This is a genomic window from Umezawaea sp. NPDC059074 (genome assembly GCF_042738955.1).
Taxonomy (GTDB): Bacteria; Actinomycetota; Actinomycetes; order Mycobacteriales; family Pseudonocardiaceae; genus Umezawaea.
Window position 1 is genome coordinate 23,307 of record NZ_JBHYHC010000026.1, and the last position, 18,274, is coordinate 41,580.

General features: G+C 65.9%; 15 protein-coding genes. 7 read left to right on the forward strand and 8 right to left on the reverse strand.

The window, feature by feature from the left end; genetic code table 11:
* The first annotated feature begins 3 nt into the window (after nucleotides 1-3).
* From ACFWW9_RS14600 to ACFWW9_RS14630, 7 genes are all read left to right on the forward strand, one after another.
* Complete coding sequence (locus tag ACFWW9_RS14600) at nucleotides 4-1,953, forward strand: hypothetical protein (RefSeq protein ID WP_390376504.1); 1,950 nt, start codon at nucleotides 4-6, stop codon at nucleotides 1,951-1,953.
* Nucleotides 1,950-3,080, forward strand: a complete 1,131-nt coding sequence (locus tag ACFWW9_RS14605; RefSeq protein ID WP_390376508.1) for a PrgI family protein — start codon at nucleotides 1,950-1,952, stop codon at nucleotides 3,078-3,080. The genes ACFWW9_RS14600 and ACFWW9_RS14605 overlap by 4 nt, the downstream gene beginning before the upstream one ends.
* Nucleotides 3,077-4,903 carry a VirB4 family type IV secretion system protein gene (locus ACFWW9_RS14610; protein ID WP_390376511.1) on the forward strand — a complete coding sequence of 609 codons (1,827 nt, stop codon included), beginning with the start codon at nucleotides 3,077-3,079 and terminating at the stop codon, nucleotides 4,901-4,903. The genes ACFWW9_RS14605 and ACFWW9_RS14610 overlap by 4 nt, the downstream gene beginning before the upstream one ends.
* 34 nt (nucleotides 4,904-4,937) lie before the next feature.
* Nucleotides 4,938-5,741, forward strand: a complete 804-nt coding sequence (locus ACFWW9_RS14615) for a hypothetical protein (protein ID WP_390376514.1) — start codon at nucleotides 4,938-4,940, stop codon at nucleotides 5,739-5,741.
* Nucleotides 5,729-8,260, forward strand: a complete 2,532-nt coding sequence (locus ACFWW9_RS14620; RefSeq protein ID WP_390376517.1) for a type IV secretory system conjugative DNA transfer family protein — start codon at nucleotides 5,729-5,731, stop codon at nucleotides 8,258-8,260. The genes ACFWW9_RS14615 and ACFWW9_RS14620 overlap by 13 nt, the downstream gene beginning before the upstream one ends.
* Before the next feature lie 169 nt (nucleotides 8,261-8,429).
* Nucleotides 8,430-9,317, forward strand: coding sequence for a replication-relaxation family protein (locus ACFWW9_RS14625; RefSeq protein WP_390376520.1), 888 nt, complete (start codon nucleotides 8,430-8,432; stop codon nucleotides 9,315-9,317).
* Between the two features lie 52 nt (nucleotides 9,318-9,369).
* Nucleotides 9,370-10,278 (forward strand): NlpC/P60 family protein, encoded by a 909-nt coding sequence (locus ACFWW9_RS14630; RefSeq protein WP_390376693.1) that lies wholly within the window; start codon nucleotides 9,370-9,372, stop codon nucleotides 10,276-10,278.
* 206 nt (nucleotides 10,279-10,484) lie between these two features.
* On the opposite strand, the gene ACFWW9_RS14635 is transcribed toward ACFWW9_RS14630, so the two are convergent.
* The 8 genes from ACFWW9_RS14635 to ACFWW9_RS14670 form a co-directional block, all read right to left on the reverse strand.
* Nucleotides 10,485-11,414, reverse strand: a complete 930-nt coding sequence (locus tag ACFWW9_RS14635) for a TIR domain-containing protein (protein ID WP_390376523.1) — start codon at nucleotides 11,412-11,414, stop codon at nucleotides 10,485-10,487.
* Between the two features lie 151 nt (nucleotides 11,415-11,565).
* Nucleotides 11,566-11,859, reverse strand: coding sequence for a hypothetical protein (locus ACFWW9_RS14640; RefSeq protein WP_390376525.1), 294 nt, complete (start codon nucleotides 11,857-11,859; stop codon nucleotides 11,566-11,568).
* A gap of 118 nt (nucleotides 11,860-11,977) precedes the next feature.
* On the reverse strand, nucleotides 11,978-12,784 hold the full coding sequence (locus tag ACFWW9_RS14645; RefSeq protein ID WP_390376528.1) for a hypothetical protein: 807 nt from the start codon (nucleotides 12,782-12,784) through the stop codon (nucleotides 11,978-11,980).
* A 54-nt stretch (nucleotides 12,785-12,838) separates the two neighbouring features.
* The gene (locus ACFWW9_RS14650; protein ID WP_390376531.1) at nucleotides 12,839-13,669 is read right to left on the reverse strand and encodes a hypothetical protein; all 831 of its coding nucleotides are present in this window, start codon (nucleotides 13,667-13,669) and stop codon (nucleotides 12,839-12,841) included.
* 735 nt (nucleotides 13,670-14,404) lie between these two features.
* Nucleotides 14,405-16,930, reverse strand: a complete 2,526-nt coding sequence (locus ACFWW9_RS14655; protein ID WP_390376535.1) for a BTAD domain-containing putative transcriptional regulator — start codon at nucleotides 16,928-16,930, stop codon at nucleotides 14,405-14,407.
* A 10-nt stretch (nucleotides 16,931-16,940) separates the two neighbouring features.
* The gene (locus ACFWW9_RS14660; protein WP_390376538.1) at nucleotides 16,941-17,387 is read right to left on the reverse strand and encodes a pilus assembly protein TadG-related protein; all 447 of its coding nucleotides are present in this window, start codon (nucleotides 17,385-17,387) and stop codon (nucleotides 16,941-16,943) included.
* Entirely contained in the window at nucleotides 17,384-17,827 is a 444-nt protein-coding gene (locus ACFWW9_RS14665; protein ID WP_390376541.1) for a TadE/TadG family type IV pilus assembly protein, read from the reverse strand. Before ACFWW9_RS14665 ends, ACFWW9_RS14660 begins: the two co-directional genes overlap by 4 nt.
* On the reverse strand, nucleotides 17,824-18,267 hold the full coding sequence (locus ACFWW9_RS14670) for a TadE/TadG family type IV pilus assembly protein (RefSeq protein ID WP_390376697.1): 444 nt from the start codon (nucleotides 18,265-18,267) through the stop codon (nucleotides 17,824-17,826). The genes ACFWW9_RS14665 and ACFWW9_RS14670 overlap by 4 nt, the downstream gene beginning before the upstream one ends.
* Nucleotides 18,268-18,274: the final 7 nt, after the last annotated feature.

Consider the following 18,274-nt stretch of genomic DNA (forward strand, 5'->3'; position numbering starts at 1 on the left):
CCGATGGCCGCCGACTTCCCGCCCACGGCGGAAGCGGTCACCGGCCGACCGAGCTCCCGGCACGGATGGTGGCGAGGCGGCGGGCTGGCACTGGGCCTGATCGTGGCGTTGGCCTGCTTCCTCGTGGCCAGTGCTGCGGCGCAGCCCACTCGGCCCATGGATCCGTGTTCGGGGCCTGAGCCTCGCCCGACCCCGTGCGCCCCGGCTCCGCAGCCGACGTCGTCACCCTCCACACCGCGGCCGACGACCGCGCCGAACACGTGCACGAGCATCCCGCCCGGCCAAGTCCAGCCGCCCGGATGCATCCCCCAACCCACCACGGCTCCCCTCCCGGCGCCGACCGGCGGTCAGCAGCCAGGACAACCCACGACCCGCCCGGACGACGACTGCGGCTTCACCGACATCGGCGCCTGCATCTCGGAGTCCATCGACGACTTCTTCCGCAGGGTCGTCACCGAAGCGCTCAACCCGTTGCTCGATCTGCTGACCAACACGCTGCTCACGACTCCGACGTTGGATTCGCTGCCGCGTGTCGGGGAGCTGTGGAACGAGTCGTGGCAGATCCTGCTCGCCTGCTACGGGATCTTGATCATGCTCGCCGGTCTGCTGGTGATGGCTTACGAGTCGGTCCAGTCGCGGCATTCCATGAAGGAGATCGCGCCACGGCTCGCGGTCGGTTTCCTCATGGGTGCCCTGTCGCTGTTCCTCGCGGGCAAAGCCATCGAGATCGCCAACGCGTTGGCCCGCGCCGTGATGGGCGACGGGGTGGAAGCCACCTCGGCGGGCACGACCCTGAAGAACATGATCATGTCGTCGCTGAACGGCGGGATCTTCACCGCTTTGATCGGCGTCGTCCTGGCCTGCGTGCTCGTTGCCCTTCTCGTCACGTACGCCGTCCGCGTGGCTGTCACGGTGATCCTGGTCGCCGGTGCGCCGATCATGCTGATGTTCCACGCTCTCCCGCAGACCGAAGGCGTCGCCAGCACGTGGTGGAAAGCGTTCGGGAGTTGTCTGGGGATCCAGGTCGCCCAGAGCCTCGCGCTGATCACGCCAGCTCGCGTGTTGTTGGCGCCCGGAGGATTCACGATCTTCGGGCCCACCAACGACGGCATGGCCAACCTGCTGATCGCCCTGGCGCTGGTCTACGTCCTCTTCAAGATCCCTTTCTGGATCCTGGGACGCCTGAGCGGTGGCGGCAAGTCGTTCGCGGGCAGCATCGTCCGCGCTTACGTGATGGGTAAAACCATGGGCCTACTCGGCAACTCCGGAGGCTCCGGCCGCCGCACCAACAACGCACACCGCGGAAGTTCCGGCCGCGGCTCCGCCTCCACTGCCCAAGCCGCAGCCAAGCCCGTCGCCGCGAAGAGGAGTTCGGGCAGCAACCAATCCCCACAAGCGATCGGACGACGCCTACAAGCTCAACAGGCCCGTGCACAGGCAGCGCGACGCGGCCGTTCGGTCAACCACGCGCCGAAGTTCCTGCAGCCCTCACCGCAGGCGCCCACGCACTACATCGCCACCGGCAAGGCCACCACCGCACCCGCCATGCCCCAGTTCCAATCGACAGCACCGGCCGACACCACGGCGTCCGGTCCGCTGCCGATCACAGTTCCCCTTGGCCCACCTGTGTTCACGGCTCCCGGCGGTCCCCAGCGGACGTCACCTCCCCCGCCGCGGATACGCCCTGCTGCGGTTCCCCCGCACCTGCAGTTCCAATCCGCGACGCCGGTGGCATCGGTGCGACCGGTTCACGCCAGCGGTCCCCCTCCGGAGCGCCCGCTGTTCCAGCAGCCCGTCACGGACAACGCGGCCAGGCGTGTCCGGGCACGGACCCACACACCCGCACCGGTGCTCTTCCACGCACCACCTCCTGCCTCGCCCCCCGCGCCGACTCCCTCGGCCCAGCGAGCCAAACCGGCTCGCCCACTACGACCTGGAGGTGAACGACCATGAGCCAGCCGGTGAGGATCCCCTCCGACGTCGACCGCGAAGACCGGGTCATCGGCCAGCTGACCGCCCGACAACTGCTGATCCTCACCGTGACCGGGATCGTGCTCTACGGGACGTACTCGGCCACGAAGCAGTGGGTGCCCTTGCTGCTGTTCCTGGCCATCGCCATCCCGATCGGGATCACCGCAGCGTTCCTCGCGCTGGGCCAGCGGGACGGCATCACCATGGACAAACTCGCGCTCGCGGCACTGCGACAGCGGCTCGGCTCACGGCATCAAGTGGCAGCACCCGAGGGGATTCGGCCCGTTCCGGACTGGGTCACGAGCCGGGTCGCATCCTCCGGAGGATCGGACTCCCCGCTCGCGATTTCGCCAGCCGCACTACGGCTGCCCGCGGAGGCGGTCACCGACACCGGGGTCATCGATCTCGAGGTGGACGGGATGGCGGTGGTGGCCGTGTGCTCGACGGTCAACTTCGCGCTGCGGACCCCGGCCGAGCAGGAGTCCTTGGTCGCGTCCTTCGGGAGGTACCTGCATTCGCTCACCGCACCCGTCCAGGTGTTGGTGCGGGCGGAGCGGCTCGACCTGTCCGGGCAGATCGCCGAGCTGCGCGAGCACGCCGGCGGGCTGCCGGACCCGGCGCTGGAGGCGGCGGCTCGTGAGCACGCCGACTACCTGGAGCAGCTCGGCCGTGCGACCGATCTGCTGCGGCGACAGGTTCTGCTGGTGCTGCGCGAGCCCGTTCGTGCCGCGGGCGTGACCGACGGACTCGGTGGCGCGCCCTTGCTCGCGAGGCTCACCGCTAGGCGCAAGGCAGCCAAACAGCACGGCGCGGTCGACGAGGCCGCCCGCCGGGCTGCCGAAGCCAGGCTGGCCCGACGGCTCGGAGAGGCCATCGACCTGTTGTCGCCCGCAGGGATCGTGGTCACGCCGCTGGACTCCAGCCAGGCCACCAGCGTCTTGGCGTCGGCGTGCAACCCCGACTCGCTCATCCCACCCAACGCAGGGCTTGCCGGTGCGGATGACGTCATCACCACCGCCCCCGACGACGAGTGGGACGACAGCACGGTCGGCTCGGCTGACGAGGCCGACGACTGGGATGACGACGTCGACCAGAGGAGCGGCTCATGAGGAACCGGAAGCGCGCCGCGACACCGCCGTCGACAGGTCGAGCGGGCGCGTTCACCCCTGACGCCATCTCGGTGCTCCCCCGCGCTTTGGAGGTCGGCGGGGAGTGGCTGTCCAGCTTCGCCATCGTCGGCTACCCGCGCGAGGTGCACCCCGGCTGGCTGCAGCCGCTGTTGACCTACCCCGGCCGGGTGGACGTCAGCCTCCACATCGAACCGATCGACCCGGTCACCGCCGCGGACCGGCTCAAGAAGCAGCTGTCGAAGCTGGAGAGCGGCAGGCGCAGCACCTACGAGAAGGGGCGTCTGCTCGACCCGCAGGTCGAGGCGGCGACCGAGGACGCGTACGTCCTGTCCTCGCGGGTGGCCAGGGGTGAGGGCAAGCTCTACCGGCTCGGCCTCTACCTGACCGTGCACGCCCCCACCGAGGAAGCGCTCGTCGACGAGGTGGCGGCGATCCGGTCGCTGGCGGCGTCGCTGCTGCTGGACTGCAAGCCGACGACCTACCGCAGCCTGCAGGGCTGGATCACGACGCTGCCGATGGGCGTGGACCTCGTCGGCATGCGCCGGACGTTCGACACCTCGGCGTTGAGCTCGGCGTTCCCGTTCACCTCGCCGGACCTCCCACCGCCGGATCCGACCTCGGTCAGCGCTCCGAGCGGCGTGCTCTACGGCTTCAACGTCGGCAGCCAGGGCCTCGTCCACCACGACCGGTTCGCACTCGACAACCACAACTCCGTGATCCTCGGTCGGAGCGGCGCCGGAAAGTCCTACCTGGTGAAGCTCGAACTCCTGCGCTCGCTGTACCGCGGCATCGAGATCCACGTCATCGACCCGGAAGACGAGTACGCCCGGCTCGCCGCAGCGGTCGGCGGCATCTACGTCCACCTCGGCGGCGACCAGGTTCGCCTCAACCCCTTCGACCTCCCCATCCACACCCGAGCCGACGGCCGCCGCACCGCTCCGCGAGACGCCCTGATCCGCCGCAGCCTGTTCCTGCACACCGTCATCGCCGTGCTGCTCGGCAGCGAGCCGGAACCAGCGGAACGCGCCGCTCTGGACTTGGCGATCACGACGACCTACCAGCGGGCGGGAATCACTTCCGACCCACGAACCTGGAGCCGCCCGGCGCCACTGCTCATGGACCTCGTCGAGGTCCTGGCCAACAGCAGGGACAGGGCGGCGACCGACCTGGCCGCCCGGCTCCAGCCCTACGTGACCGGTGCGTTCTCCGAGCTGTTCTCTGGGCCGACCTCGACCCGCCCCGAGGGCCACTTGGTCGTGTTCTCACTGCGCGACCTCGCCGACGAGCTCAAGCCGATCGGCACGCTGCTGACACTGGACGCGGTGTGGAGGCAGGTCAGCAACCCGGCCGTCCGCAGGCCTCGGCTCGTGGTCGTCGACGAGGCCTGGCTGCTCATGAAGGAACGGGCAGGGGCCGAGTTCCTCTTCCGGATGGCCAAGGCGAGCCGCAAGCAGTGGGCGGGCATCACCGTGGCGACCCAGGACACCGCCGACGTGCTCGGCTCGGACCTGGGCAAGGCCGTGGTGGCGAACGCGGCCACGCAGATCCTGCTCCGCCAAGCCCCGCAGGCCATCGACGAGATCACCCGCACCTTCGACCTGTCGATGGGCGAACGCCAGTTCCTGCTGTCCGCGGACCGAGGTCAGGGCTTGCTGTCCACCGGCACTCAGCGGGTGGCGTTCCAGTCGATTGCCTCGCCGACCGAGCACCACCTGGTGACCTCGAACCCGGCCGAACTCGCCGAGTACGCCGACGACCCGGCCGACGCCGACACCTCGTTCGTCGACCTCGACGCCGCCTGATTGCCGCACCCGCAGATTCACACCGAGGGGACTCATGCCCACACCACAGGCCATCCCTGACGCTGCTCAACGACCCACACGACTGCTCACGCAGAACCGCGAGATGCGGCAGATCGGTGCCTGGAACTGGACGCTGCCCGCGTGGGCGGGCCGGTTGCCCGACGGCCGCACCTACAACACCTGTCCGAGCGCCGGGATCTGCGCTCAGGTCTGCTACGCGCGGCACGGGACCTACACGTGGCCGGTCGTGCGCGCCAAGCACCAGTCGAACCTGATGTTCGTCCTGGACGACCTGGCGGGCTGGGAAGCCGCCATGCTCACCGAGCTGGGCGCGGCCAAGTTTCGTGGCGCCTGGATACGGATCCACGACAGCGGCGACTTCTTCTCCGATGCCTACCTGCTGGCCTGGCTCCGGGTGTGCGCTGCCAGTCCGGACACGAACTTCTACCTGTACACCAAGGAAGTCGACCGGTTCCGACGGCTCGTCGAGCCGGACCCGCCGCCGAACCTGCTGTGGGTCTACTCCTACGGCGGAACGCAGGATGGCGTGTTGGACCCGGCTGTCGACCGCGTCGCCGACGTATTCCCCGACGAGGCCGCCGTCAACAACGCGGGATGGGCTTCGCAGGAGGCCAGCGATCTGCTCGCCGTACTCGGTCCGAAGTTGGTCGGCGTTCCAGCCAACCGCCTCCCGGTCTGCCTGAAGCGGCTGGCTGGGCGGCGCTTCTCCGAGTGGCAAGCCGAGGTCGACAACGAGCGAACCACCCGCAGGCAGAACCGGCACCTGCGGGTCGTCGCCAACACAACCTCGGCCTCGGACGCGCCATGGGCAGCTTGACCGCAGAACGCCTCTGGACGGCTCACGCGCCGCTGTCGACCACCGTCTCCGGTTCGCCTTTGAACGACTACCTCCGCAACCCTTCAGCCGCGATCGAGACCGTGCTGAGTCACCTTCGCGAACTCACGCTCGTCTGGGGTCCGATCGCCGGCCCTGCCCTGGCCGCTCTTGTTGCGGTCGCTGTTGTCGCGCGGCGACGCTGGCGTCGTCGATTCCACGAGCAGTTGGTCGCCGACGCACGTCTGGTCACCGTGTTGGCTCCGCCGACGGTCGACGCTGCCGGAGCGATCACGCTGTGGTCGAACCTCGTCGGGTTGTTGCGGCCAGGCTGGTTGCGCCGGTTCACCGGGCAACCGCACCTGGCATTCGAACTGGCCTTCTCCGACCACGGCGTCCAGATCCACCTGTGGGTGCCTGGGCTCGTACCGCCCGGCATGGTCGAGCGGGCGATCGAAGCCGCCTGGCCGGGTGCGCACACCAGCACCGCCCCGGCGAATCCCCCGATCCCCTTGGCTGGCCGGGAGGGCACGCGCGTCGAGGCGGTAGGCGGCGAGCTTCGACTCGCTCGTCCCGAGGCCCTGCCGATCCGCACCGACCATCCCGTCGATCCGATCCGAGCGCTGCTCGGTGCACCGGTCGGACTCGGACCTCATGAGCGCGCCAGCGTGCAGATCCTCGCTCGCCCGGTCGCCGGTCACCGAGTTGTCAAGGCCCGTCGAGCAGCTCAACACGCGCACTCCGGTCGCTCGGCGAAGTTCTCCGGGCGACTGCTCGACATCATCACCCCCGGCAAGACCGCACGCCCGACGGCATCAACGCGAGCGCCGAAGTCGATGGACCGCCAGACGAGCCTGGCGTACGCCGCCCAGGACCGGGCGATCGTCGAGAAGCAACGCTCCAACCAGTTCGAGACCCGAATCCGCTACGTGGTCGCCACAACCGTTCCCGACGACACGACCGCGGCGGACGCGCAGGCCCTTCAGGAAGTCCTCCGCGGCCGAGCGCACGCGATCGCTTCCGCGTTCGCCGCCTTCTCCGAGCACAACTACTACCGCCGAACTCGCCTGCGCAATCCGGTGACCGCGCTGGCCGAGCGACGACTGGACAGGGGTGACCTGCTCTCGATTCCCGAATTGGCCGCGATCGCGCACATCCCGATCGACGACTCCACCCCAGGTCTTCAACGAGCAGGCGCGAAGGCCGTGCCTCCCCCGCCGGGCATCGCGGGCATCGGCGACGAGATCAAGCTGCTGGGCCGCAGCGACTCCGGCCATTCCCGTCCGGTGGGCCTGCACGTCGTCGACGCTCGACACCACCTGCACATCCTCGGCGCGACGGGCTCGGGCAAGTCCGAACTGATGGCCCGGATGATCCTCGACGACGCTCAAGCGGGCCGCGGCGTTGTCGTCGTCGATCCGAAAGGCGACCTGGTCAGCGACATCCTCATGCGCCTGCCGGAGGAACTGGGCGAGAAGGTAGTGCTGTTCGACGCCGACTCCCGAGCCCGCCCGCCCGTGCTCAACCCGCTGGAAGGTGAGGACAAGGCCCGCGCGGTCGACAACCTCGTGTCGATCTTCTCCCGCATCTACGCCTCCTCTTGGGGGCCACGCACCGACGACATCCTGCGGGCGGGTCTGCTCACCCTTACCGCGATGCCGGGTACCCCGACCTTGGTCGACCTGCCGAAGCTGCTCACCGTCCCGGCGTTCCGGCAACGAGCGTGCGACCAGATCAGCGACGACGTCCTGAAAGGCTTCTGGTCCTGGTACGACAACCTGTCCGAAGCCAGCCGAGCACAGGTCATCGCCCCGCTGATGAACAAGGTCAGGGGCTTCCTGCTCCGCCCGTTCGTCCGCGCGGCGATCGCGGGCGGGCCGTCCACCATCGACATGGACAACATCCTCGACACCGGCGGAATCTGCCTGGTCCGCATCGCCCGTGACGCCCTCGGCATGGAAACCGCCCGTCTGGTCGGCTCCATCGTCGTCGCCCGCACCTGGCAAGCCGCCACACGCCGAGCCCGGATCGCGCAACGCGACCGACGCGACTGCAGCCTCTACGTCGACGAGTGCCACAACTTCCTGAACCTCGCCTACTCCCTGGAAGACATGCTCGCCGAGGCCAGGGGCTACCGACTGGCGATGACGCTGGCTCACCAGTACCTCGGCCAACTACCGAAGGAGCTCGAAGAGGGCATCAGCACCAACGCCCGCAGCAAGATCTTCTTCAACGCCAGCCCCGAGGATGCCAAGAAACTCGCCCGGCACACCTTGCCCCGCCTGAACGACCATGACCTGTCGAACCTCGGCGTCTACCACGTCGCCGCCCGCCTGGTGCTCGGTGGCGAGGAAGCCCCGCCGTTCACCGCCATCACCGACAAGCTCCCGCCAGCTGTCCCCGGCCGTGCAAAGGCGATCCGCGCCGCCGCGAAGGTGAACACCCGACCCCTCGTGTCCGAGCAGCAACCAGCTGCCCATCAAGTCAGGAACCCATCCGCGGATCCACGCCGCACTGCCTGAATCCGTTGCGCACCCAACAGGGGGTCGATTAGTGATCACCAATCCCACTTCGCAACGTGCACTGCGCGGACACATGCCACAACGCCCGACACCGCGTTCAGCTAGCACCGGCGAGCACCACGCCCAACTGGCCGGACGGCTCACCCCACGAGACCGCTGGGTCGCACGCATGCTGCACGAACACCGCGTCCTCACTACCCAGCAGATCGTCGAGCTCGCCTTTCCCTCGACGCGCGCTGCCAACCACCGGCTGCTGGAGCTCTACCGCTGGCGCGTCATCGACCGGTTCCAGCCCTTCGTGACCAGCGGAACCGCCCCCATGCACTACGTGCTCGACGTCGCCGGAGCGATCGCACTGGCGTACGAGGACGGCCTGGTCCCCAAGGAGATCGGCTACCGACACGAGGACTCCATCGGCATCGCGCACTCACTACGGCTGGCGCACACCGTTGGCGTCAACGGATTCTTCACCGCCCTCGTGAACCTGAGCCGACAGCCAGACGCACGAGGATGTCTCACCGCATGGTGGTCCGAACTGCGCTGCGGACGGCTCTTCGGCGACATGGTCCGCCCGGACGCCTACGGCAGATGGCGCGAAGACGCGCAGCAGATCGAGTTCTTCCTGGAGTTCGACTTCGGCACCGAGCAGCTGAACCGGCTCGGCCGCAAGCTCCACGACTACGAGAAGCTCGCTGCCGCCACGGGAATCACCACCCCGGTGCTCCTGTGGTTGCCCACAGCCCGTCGTGAAGGGACCGCCAGGCGCGCACTTGCCGAAGCCCTGAACCTCCTAGGTCAGCAAGCCTTGGTTCCGCTGGCAACCAGCACAGCAGACTTTCCAATCGTCGCCTCCGCGAACAGCCCGGCATCGGCCAGATGGCTACCGCTCACCGTCGACAGGAATCAGCCGACCTCCCGCAAGCGGCTCATCGACCTCGCCCGAGTCTGGGACCTCGACACCCCACAGGAAGACGCCGAGGCATCACCGCCAGACCGGCGGCAAACCAAGTCCGACCTAGCACCTCCCACGCCCCTGCCACCGCTCCCCTCGAGGTGATTCGGTGAAGATCGTCATAGCCGCAGCGGCCACTCTGCTCGCCATTCCCGTGATGATCGGCTTCGTCGGCCAAGCAACCCTCGGCACGCTTTCCACCAGGTCGTCCGACACGACGATCAACTGCGCCAAGCCCATCTCCGACATACCGCCCACCTACTGCGCGCTCTACGTCGCGGCCGCCCCTGTGTGCCCCGGCCTTGACTGGTCGGTGCTCGCCGCCATCGGCAAGATCGAGTCCGACCACGGCAGGCTCGCGCTGCCTGGTGTTCACGACGGCGAGAACTACGCCGGTGCCGGCGGCCCGATGCAGTTCCTCGCCCCGACCTTCGCCAGTGTCGTAGCAAGCCACCAACTACCACCAGGCGGTGCTTCACCGCCATCGCGGTACAACCCGCACGACGCCGTGCATGCGGCGGCGTTCTACCTGTGCGACAGCGGAGTGCAACGAGGTGATCTCCGAGCTGCGATCTTCGCCTACAACCACGCCGAGTGGTACGTCAACCAGGTGCTCGAGCAAGCCACGAAGTACGCGCAGGAAGCATCGAGCGGCAGCAACTGCACCACCATCGCGGCACCAAACCCCATCGCACGAGCCGCCATTGCGTACGCGTGCAAGCAGCTCGGCCTCCCGTACGTGTGGGGCGGCAACGGTCCCGACGGCGGACACACCGGCTTCGACTGCTCAGGACTCACCAAAGCGGCGTACGCGGCAGCCGGAATCACGTTGCCACGCACTGCCCAAACCCAGTTCGACGCCCATCCCCGCCTACCGAGCGGCACATCCCTCCAACCGGGCGATCTCGTCTTCTACGGCTCCCCTGGCAACATCCACCACGTCGGCCTCTTCATCGGCAACGAACTGATGATCAACGCGCCCACATTCAACCAACCCGTACAGATCGCAAAATACCGTTACTCAGGTGACGACTACGCAGGAGCGGCGCGTCCCGCAAAATCCTAATCGCTACACCTCACGAACGAAATCACCATCTTCACATGAACTTATCGAGCTGGATCACGAAACGGGCCATCCACGTGGCGAAAATGGATCTTATAAAGCCCTTCAGAAAGTCGACATGAAATCCGCCACTTGACAAATTGAGTAATTCTATTCGAGATACAGATTAATTCAAAGTTGGACAGACCTAATCTCACCGCTAGACTGAGTCAGCGACCAGTCTGATCGAGGAAGATGATAATCTTACTCCACAGCGCCTCAAAGAGCTCCTCCGCAGTCAACAGCAGGATAGCTCCACTATTGCTTAGATCCTGAAAATTCAACTTTGTCACCCCGGCTCCGGGATCCCATTCAGGCCGCACAAAGCCGTTACTGCCACCCGTCACCCTCGGCCACTGAAAAGCCATCGTCAGAGAACCTGCCCAACCGGCGTCGCCTCGAGTCAACTTTAGCTCACACCAAGGGCTATGAGCCTTATCGACCAGCACTGAGACTTGACTCGACGACGTTCGGACGTACCCTCGGAAACCGTAGTTTTCCAGCACATTAATCTCGTCCGCGAAGCGTCTTCCGATATACTGCAGAGTTTCATCCAACGTTTCCTCGGCATTGAGCTGCGCGGGTGGCAACGTTGGCATTCGGAGTGAGGTCAGTCTCGGCGTAGAACTCGTACCAGAGCTTGAAATCGACGATTTTGGCGTCGCTTGGCGACTTTCGATTCCAATACGCTGCAAGATAGCCTGAGCAAGACGTTCAGGCGAATAGGCAGCGGATTCAAGGTAGATCGTGGCCGGGCTCATATATTCGGCTGGAATCTTGAAGTCGTCCATGAGCACTGGGAGAATATAGTCCTCTTGCTCAATCGCGCGAAGCAGAGAAGTGCGCAACTCATCCATTGGATACGACCCAGCGAAGTAGTCGCGCGAAAAGAACGGAACCACGTATCTGGTGCTCACGCTGCCGTAGATCTTGCGCAACTCAACAATTACATTAAGCCCCCACAGATTAACCTGCTCATCCAGATCGTAAAATACTTTCAATCCTAGTTTCTTGCATTCGCGTACTACACTCTCGACATACGCACGCTGCGCACCAGAAAACGAAACCGCGAGATCATAGCTTTTAGCCTGATTAGTCATTCAAATATTCCCGGTCGCCGTGTGGTCAGAACGAGTACGCAGAGTACGTGAGATAGCACTTCCAGGGCTACCGCTGTGGTTACCCACACGATGAAGGAATGGCCTAAATAGCAAAGGATTGTCCGAGCAGTCCAGGTTCCGATGAGCGACGTCATATCGACTGGCTGTCGTCGTCCACGTTTTGATCATCGATGAGCTTGTACACGTTGCTGCGCTGCATGCCGACCTCGCGAGCGATCTTCGCGCGCGCGATCCCCGCCGCATCCGCTTCGAGCACATGCGCATGACGTTCCCTGCGGGCTACGCGTGCGTCTTCCTGAAGGCTCTCGATCCGCGCATCCGCTTCCGAACGAGCCACCCGCGCCGCTTCCAACTCAGCCCGGATGCTTTCGAGCTTCGCGCGGCTGGCACGCAAGCGAAGAACCGCTTCCGATTCGTCCGCCATCAGCGCCCCTCCACTTGCCCCTACACAGCCTCACATCGTCCCACCATGATGCACCATAGACATGTCTATGGTGCATCATGGTGCCCGAAGTCCGAGGCAGCACCGCTACCGCCCGACATCACCACTTGCTGTGTTCGCGCTTCCACCTGGCCTCGACTGCCGCATCCATTTCGGCTCGCATGTCTTCAACGGTCCGACCGTTCTTCGCAGCCAACGCCACGAGGATGATCTCCGCGTCGCGCCGGTAGTCGAAGATCGATTCCTCATGCCTCATGGCGTTCTTGGCCGCGAGACACCTGGCGTAGGACAGGGACTCCGCGTACTCGCGGCGTGCCGTGAGCTCGGTTTTGATGAGTCCGTGCTGGGCGGTGCACAGTGGAGAGCCGTCTGGCATCTTGATCGCCTTGGCTGCCCTCGCTTCGACTCGAGCAGCCCTCTGCGATTCCCTCTCGAGCTGCTCGGGAGTCTTGATCCGGCTGGGCCGGTTGCTGGTCTCCACTGGCGCGTTGGGGTAGCACGCGGTGCACGCGGACTCGCCTGCCGCGTCCACGATCTCAGCTTCCTCGTGACCGGAGTATTGGGTCAGCCAGGCAAATTTGGTGGTGCTGAAGCAGGTGTGGCAGTCGGGTGTCCAGTGCACATGTCCACCCGCGTTCGGGACAAGCCACGCTCGGGTCCAACCGTCGCGCCGGTCGAACTCGGCTTCCAAGCGGCCCGAGGCAGCCTCGAGGGCTACAACGACACGCCCTGCCTCGTAGATGGTGGCATCCGGTATGCACGCTTCTGGTTGATCACCCGACAGGGGGAACCTATGGCGTACCAACCTGTCCAGTTCCCGCCGGGCCTTCATCAGTTCGCGGTCGAGCCGGTTCAACTCCGCGTCGATCTCCGACGGGCTAGCGGTGGTGGGGTCGTTGATGGGCATGGCAGGCACCTCAGTTTCAGTGGGAAGGTGTAACCGACTGGGTGATCAGGCGAGCTAGGCGGCAGGCAGGTAGCCCGTGCCAGGGCACTCGGCCAGGTCGGGAAAGTGGTTGGCCCGGAATTCGTCCCAGGCGAGTTCGGCGTTGATGCGCGCCCTGGTCCGCCCGCGTTCGAGCGTGGTCAGCCCACGTCGCTGCTCGGACTTCTGGTTAAGCCGTTGGCGGACCAGCCAGGTCACCGCCTGAACCTGGTGAGCCGCTACGTTTTCGCCGTTCGCTTCGGAGATGGCGCGCGCTGCCGCGACGTAGAAGCTCACGACGTGGTCGTACAGACGACGGGTGATCGAGCCGTCCTTGCGTCGACTGCCGCCCAAGGGAGCCCCGCCGTACTCGGCGTCGGTCAACGCCCGACCACAAGCCACGGATAGCGCGTGACGGTCGATGACAACGCGCGGCGCGGCCGCGTCATGGTCACCACCGTGTTCGATGAGGTGGGCGAAGTCGCGAACCTTTGGCCCGGTCAGGATGTTGTCGTAGGGTTCGCCCGCGAGCAGCCTGTCAGCGGCGATCTTCTGCGACGTGGATGCGAAGATCCCGGACCCCGGACCGCCGATCCCCTTGCCGGCCTTCAGCACACGGGAGGCGTTGAGGATGTTCCCCGCCCAACCCTGTTGAGGCGAGTAGACGGCCAGCATGCCAGCGCCCAGCTGCGCGTCACCGTTGGCGATCGTGCGGGCGACGCGGCGAGCGTCCGCGTACCAGCGCATCCCTCGCTCGACTTCACCGGAATTAGCGAGATCCCAATGGTCGACGATATTTTCGACGCTGAGCGAGTTGTCCTGAAACCACTGATGATCACCGGGTGCACGCATCAAAATCAGCCTCATATCTGATTGATGACACCGGCAAGGCACGCGAAATGACATGACGAGAGCAGCCGTCAACCGTTCCCCTTGCACAGGAATTCGACGACTTACTACTTCACCAATCCGTACCGCGCGGATTCGCCACAAGATCGCATGACACAAGCCGTTGCCCGCTGCGCGGGACTTGACGTCACCGTCGGACCACAGCTAGCGGCGGTCGGCTCGCAGGGGCGTCGTGCCCTGGTCCTCACCATCACCGAAGCCCGTCCTAGTGACATGTCTATTAGACATGCCAACAGGACACTTTGCAAGTGCTGACTTTCACTGTTGATCACCTTGCCGCAAACATCGGTAGGCCCCTGAACAGCGACGATGAAGCTTGGAGAGCCTGTATCCAGGCAAGGAGCATGATCACCGCAGCCGCTTCTCGCTCCCCGTTGACCTTGAGGCAGAACGGGAAGCGAATAAGGACGAGCAGAACGTCTTCGCACCGGAAGTGGAAGTGTCAGGGTGAGGCCGCGCTAGCGGTTCGAGAGGTGACCCAGCCATCAAGCCGACTGTTCATGTGCCTGCCGGCCACCGAGTCGGGTGTTGCACCGGAAGGCTTCATAGAAACGCTGAGCTGCGAGAATTAATTACAAGAGGGGTTCCTCTCTAGCAGGAACCCCAAAAGGACCACGAATCGGCAGTGGCCCTGGATCATGTGTGGGCACTTGCGGGTTCGCCTGCTGGGTCCCAGTCGTCGCCGTAGCCACATCAGGTCGCGCTTGCGTCTCCTTGGGAAGCAGATCCCTGGTGTCGCAAAGCGTCTGCGAGTGAGAGGGTCTCATCGCTGGGCCGTTGGTCGATCTCATCCAGCACGCCGGCCAGCAGACGGATCGTCCTCTGGATGGCGGAGTAGCGACCCAAGCGGCCTTGGAGACGAATTATGTCGCAGTAGACGCCTTCGTTGTAGCGGTCCAGGTTTCGTGCACGCTCCAGCAGGTCCAGCGCGACTTCTGGGTTCGTGTCGCGGTAGGTGGAACCCAGGATCCCTTGTGCATCCAGGACATCTCGGCGGATGGACTCACGATAGGGCTCGACCCACGCTGCCGTGACGTCCTCGGCGAAGTCGGCCCGGTAGAGGTCCATGGCCTCGCGGAGGCTCGCCAAGGCGCTCTGGTCGTTGCGCTGGGACGCCTGCAAGGCGTGCCGGAGTCCGTCGTAATCGGTGCTCACCAAGGCATTGTTGAGGCGGTAGCGGCCATCTTCGTTGAGCACGAGGTCGGAGCCGATTTCCATGGTGGCGTTGAGGAGCGCACGCCGGAGCAAAGACAACGCGTTGTGCAGCGAGTTGAACGGGCGCGGTGGTTTCGCGTCTGGCCAAACGGCGTCGTTGAGGGCATCGCGACGAGCGCCGTCAGGATGGACAGCGAGAAATGCGAGCACCTCGCGCTGTTTCGGTGTCAGCACGCTCCCCAGGGTCCGCGGCGCGCCTTCGACGTCGAGGAGCAGCAGTTCGACAGGCCCCAGAACGCGCAAGGTGAGTGGAGGACAGGAAGTCTGAGACAGCGCGGGTGCGGCGACTGATTGCCGCACCTCGCCATCAGCAGTCACCGCGGGAGGTGGAGTAGGCGCCACGTCCGAAGGCTTCTGGTCGTGCACCAATCCTTCAGCTTGGCTGAGGAGGTCGAGCAGTTCGTTGGCTCCGGCAGCGGGCAGGGTGAACAAGCGCGTTCCGGCGAGCTTGCTGCCGGTGCCGTGAATGGTCGTGCCGTCCGATCGGACACGGACGGTTTCGCCTGCGCGCCAGGGTCCGAGGATGACGCCAGCAAGGCCTAGGGCCGATCCGTTGTCGAGCACGGCTTGGAGGCGACGTTCGCTGTGCTGAGCTGGGCTGGCCAGGAGAACCACGCCCGTCGAGGGCCGCGCCTCGGCGTTGCCGGCCATCCGTGCTCTGGTCAGCAGCTCACCCTCGACCTCGTCCAAGGCCCCATCGAGAGAATCGGCGATGGTCACCGCTGAAGGCAGGCAACTGGTGGCGATATCGGGAAGAAGTGCTTGCAGGTCGTCGACCGGCAGGATGACGCGGACAGCGTCGCCATTCAACCGCTGCGCAAGAAGGTGGAGCACCAGCGCGCGGGCGGCATCGTTGGCACCCGGACCGACGAGTCCCAGTCCGCGGGTCGTGGCGAGGTCCAGGGCGACCTCCACGCCATCGTGAACGCCGATCTGGGGCGCGATGACGGGCGAGGTGGACGAGGACGGCTCAGGCGCTTTCAGCGGCCGCAAGGCCCCGATGTCCTGTCGATACTCGAACCGTAGGGACCGGACGACCGGACCCATCGGCCGTTCAAGATCGGTGCGATGCCCGCTGCTCACCCGGTAGCGGCGACGGCGCCAGATCCGAGCGGACATCGCGGCGCTGGCGGCTACCCCGACGAGAGCGAGACTCACGAACCCGCCGGTGTCCAGGGAGATACCGGCCCCTTCGTCTGCCTCAACAGGCTCTGGCTCGCTGCTGGTCGGGTGTGCTGGTGAAGTTGTTGTCGTCGGAGGCGAGACCGGCTCATCGGGCTGTTGGGGAACAGAAGACGCGGGGACGTGTGCCGTGATCATCCAGCCTGGCCTGATCACACCCGGCTCCTCCAGCGCTCGGCCGTCAGCCTGCTGGACGCCACGGTTGAGCTCGTAGAGTTCCGGCCACCGACCACCGTCGCCGAGAACGCGGTCGGCGATCCTCCACAGGCTGTCGTAGACCCCCGCCTCAGGTGCCCTGACTTCCTCGGTGACCTCGACCATTCCCGGCGGCGCTGTCGTCGTGCTGGCCGTGCCCACTTGCTCACCGTGTGAGCGAACCACGCTCGGATGAAGCGGCGCGGTCGCAGCAGATGGTGTCGTCTCAACGGCAGGACCCAGGTCGGCCGACAACGGAGATGCTGCGGCCCTGCCGACGAGCAAGGTCATGACCACCGTGCTGATGAGGGCCGCGCCCAAGCCCGTCACCGGCTTCGGCGAGCGGATCGCGGGCCGGACGACGTCGCGCGCCGCCTGCGCGAGCCAGAGAATCAGGTCGATGACGAAGTAGAGCCACACGATCCAGCACAGGCACGCCAGCACGTGGAGCACCGACTGCGTGCTCAGGGCACCGAGCAGCGCCGATTCGACCTCGCCGGCGCTCGGGAGGTGATCAGGCAGCGGCCACCCCACGAAGCGGACAAGCGCCCAGGGAAGTGCCAACACCACCGCCAACAGGAGCGTGAGGGCGAGAAGACCGCGGAGTACCTGACCGAGACGGGTCATCGTCCCCACCTCACGGCCGGGGTCCGGAAATACCGCGCTGTGCTTCGGCCTGCCCTGTTCCTGTGACGGTGATCGACCCGATACCGACCAGACCGAGCAGCTTCGTGTCGTAGGTGACCGTGACGGTGACCTGCACGGCGTCGTCCGCGACCGAAACCGTTCCGCCGTGTCCCGCGGCCGCCAGGTAGGCCCTCGCCGCGCTGTCCGCCCGAGTGGGAACCAGCTGAACGGCTCCCCCGGCCCGGTAGGCGGCCAGGTCGATCTCCTGTGCTCCCGTTCGAGCTGCCTCTTGTGCTTCTCCGAAGGCGCTGGTCTTGGCGGCGAGTGCCAAGCCACCGTCGATGACCAAGGCGGCGAACAGCAGGCACGCCGTGACGAGGATGACGACGAACGCGGTGACGCGGCCGCCCTCCCCTGTTGGGAGACGGCGCCGGAGTGACGTCGGGTGGATGTTCATGGCGTCGGATCCGGCCTCGCGCCGCCGCGCCACACATCCACCGGCGAGGCGAAGCTCGACTCGAAGGTGCGAGTGCCTGGGACTCCCAGCAGCGCGAGGTCGCTCAGCCCGACGACGCAGGTGACCGTGACGGTGACGGTCGAGCCGGGGCTCAACCCCCGTGTGTCGGTTCGCACGGCGAGGGATTCGCATGCGATGCCCGCTGAAGCCAACGTCGCCTGAGCGGTGCTGCGGGCCGCCGCTTCAGCCTGGGCTGGTGTGCGGGTCAGCGTCGCGGCTCTGGCAGCTTGGTGGGCTACGTCGTTGATGCGCAGCTTCGTGTTCGCCACTCGGCCGCACAGGACCACGAACAGGAGCAGCACGATCAGGAGCGGGGTGAGCAGGACGAGTTCCGTCGCCGTCGATCCTCGTTCGTCGAGGCGAACTGAGCGCGGGGTCATGGTGTGGCTGCGGAACTGATCGGTGGCGTGAACTTCTCCACCGGCCCATCGGCTCGGGCACTGACGGGGAAGCTGAGGAACGGAAGGATGTTGGTCGCTGTTCCGCCGACGGTGACCGAAGCTTGGTCACCCCCACGTCGAACGGAGACAGAGCCGTCCCGCAGAGGCCCGTTTCCCAGCATCGCCAGGACTCGTTGTCCCTCGGCCGTGCCCGCCGATGAGCTACCTCCGTGCACTCGAGTCGCTGACAGAGCTTGCGACGCGGCGGATTGGGCGATGTGCATGGCGTGCAGGTACAGCGCGAACTGTGCGATGAGCAGCACGAGCAGCAGCAGGAGCGGCGTGGCGAGGACCAGTTCGACCGTGCCGGAACCGGTCTGGTCGCGGCGAACTCTGGCCAACGCCGCCCTCACGCGGATCGTGGATCGCTGTCGAACCATCTCGTTC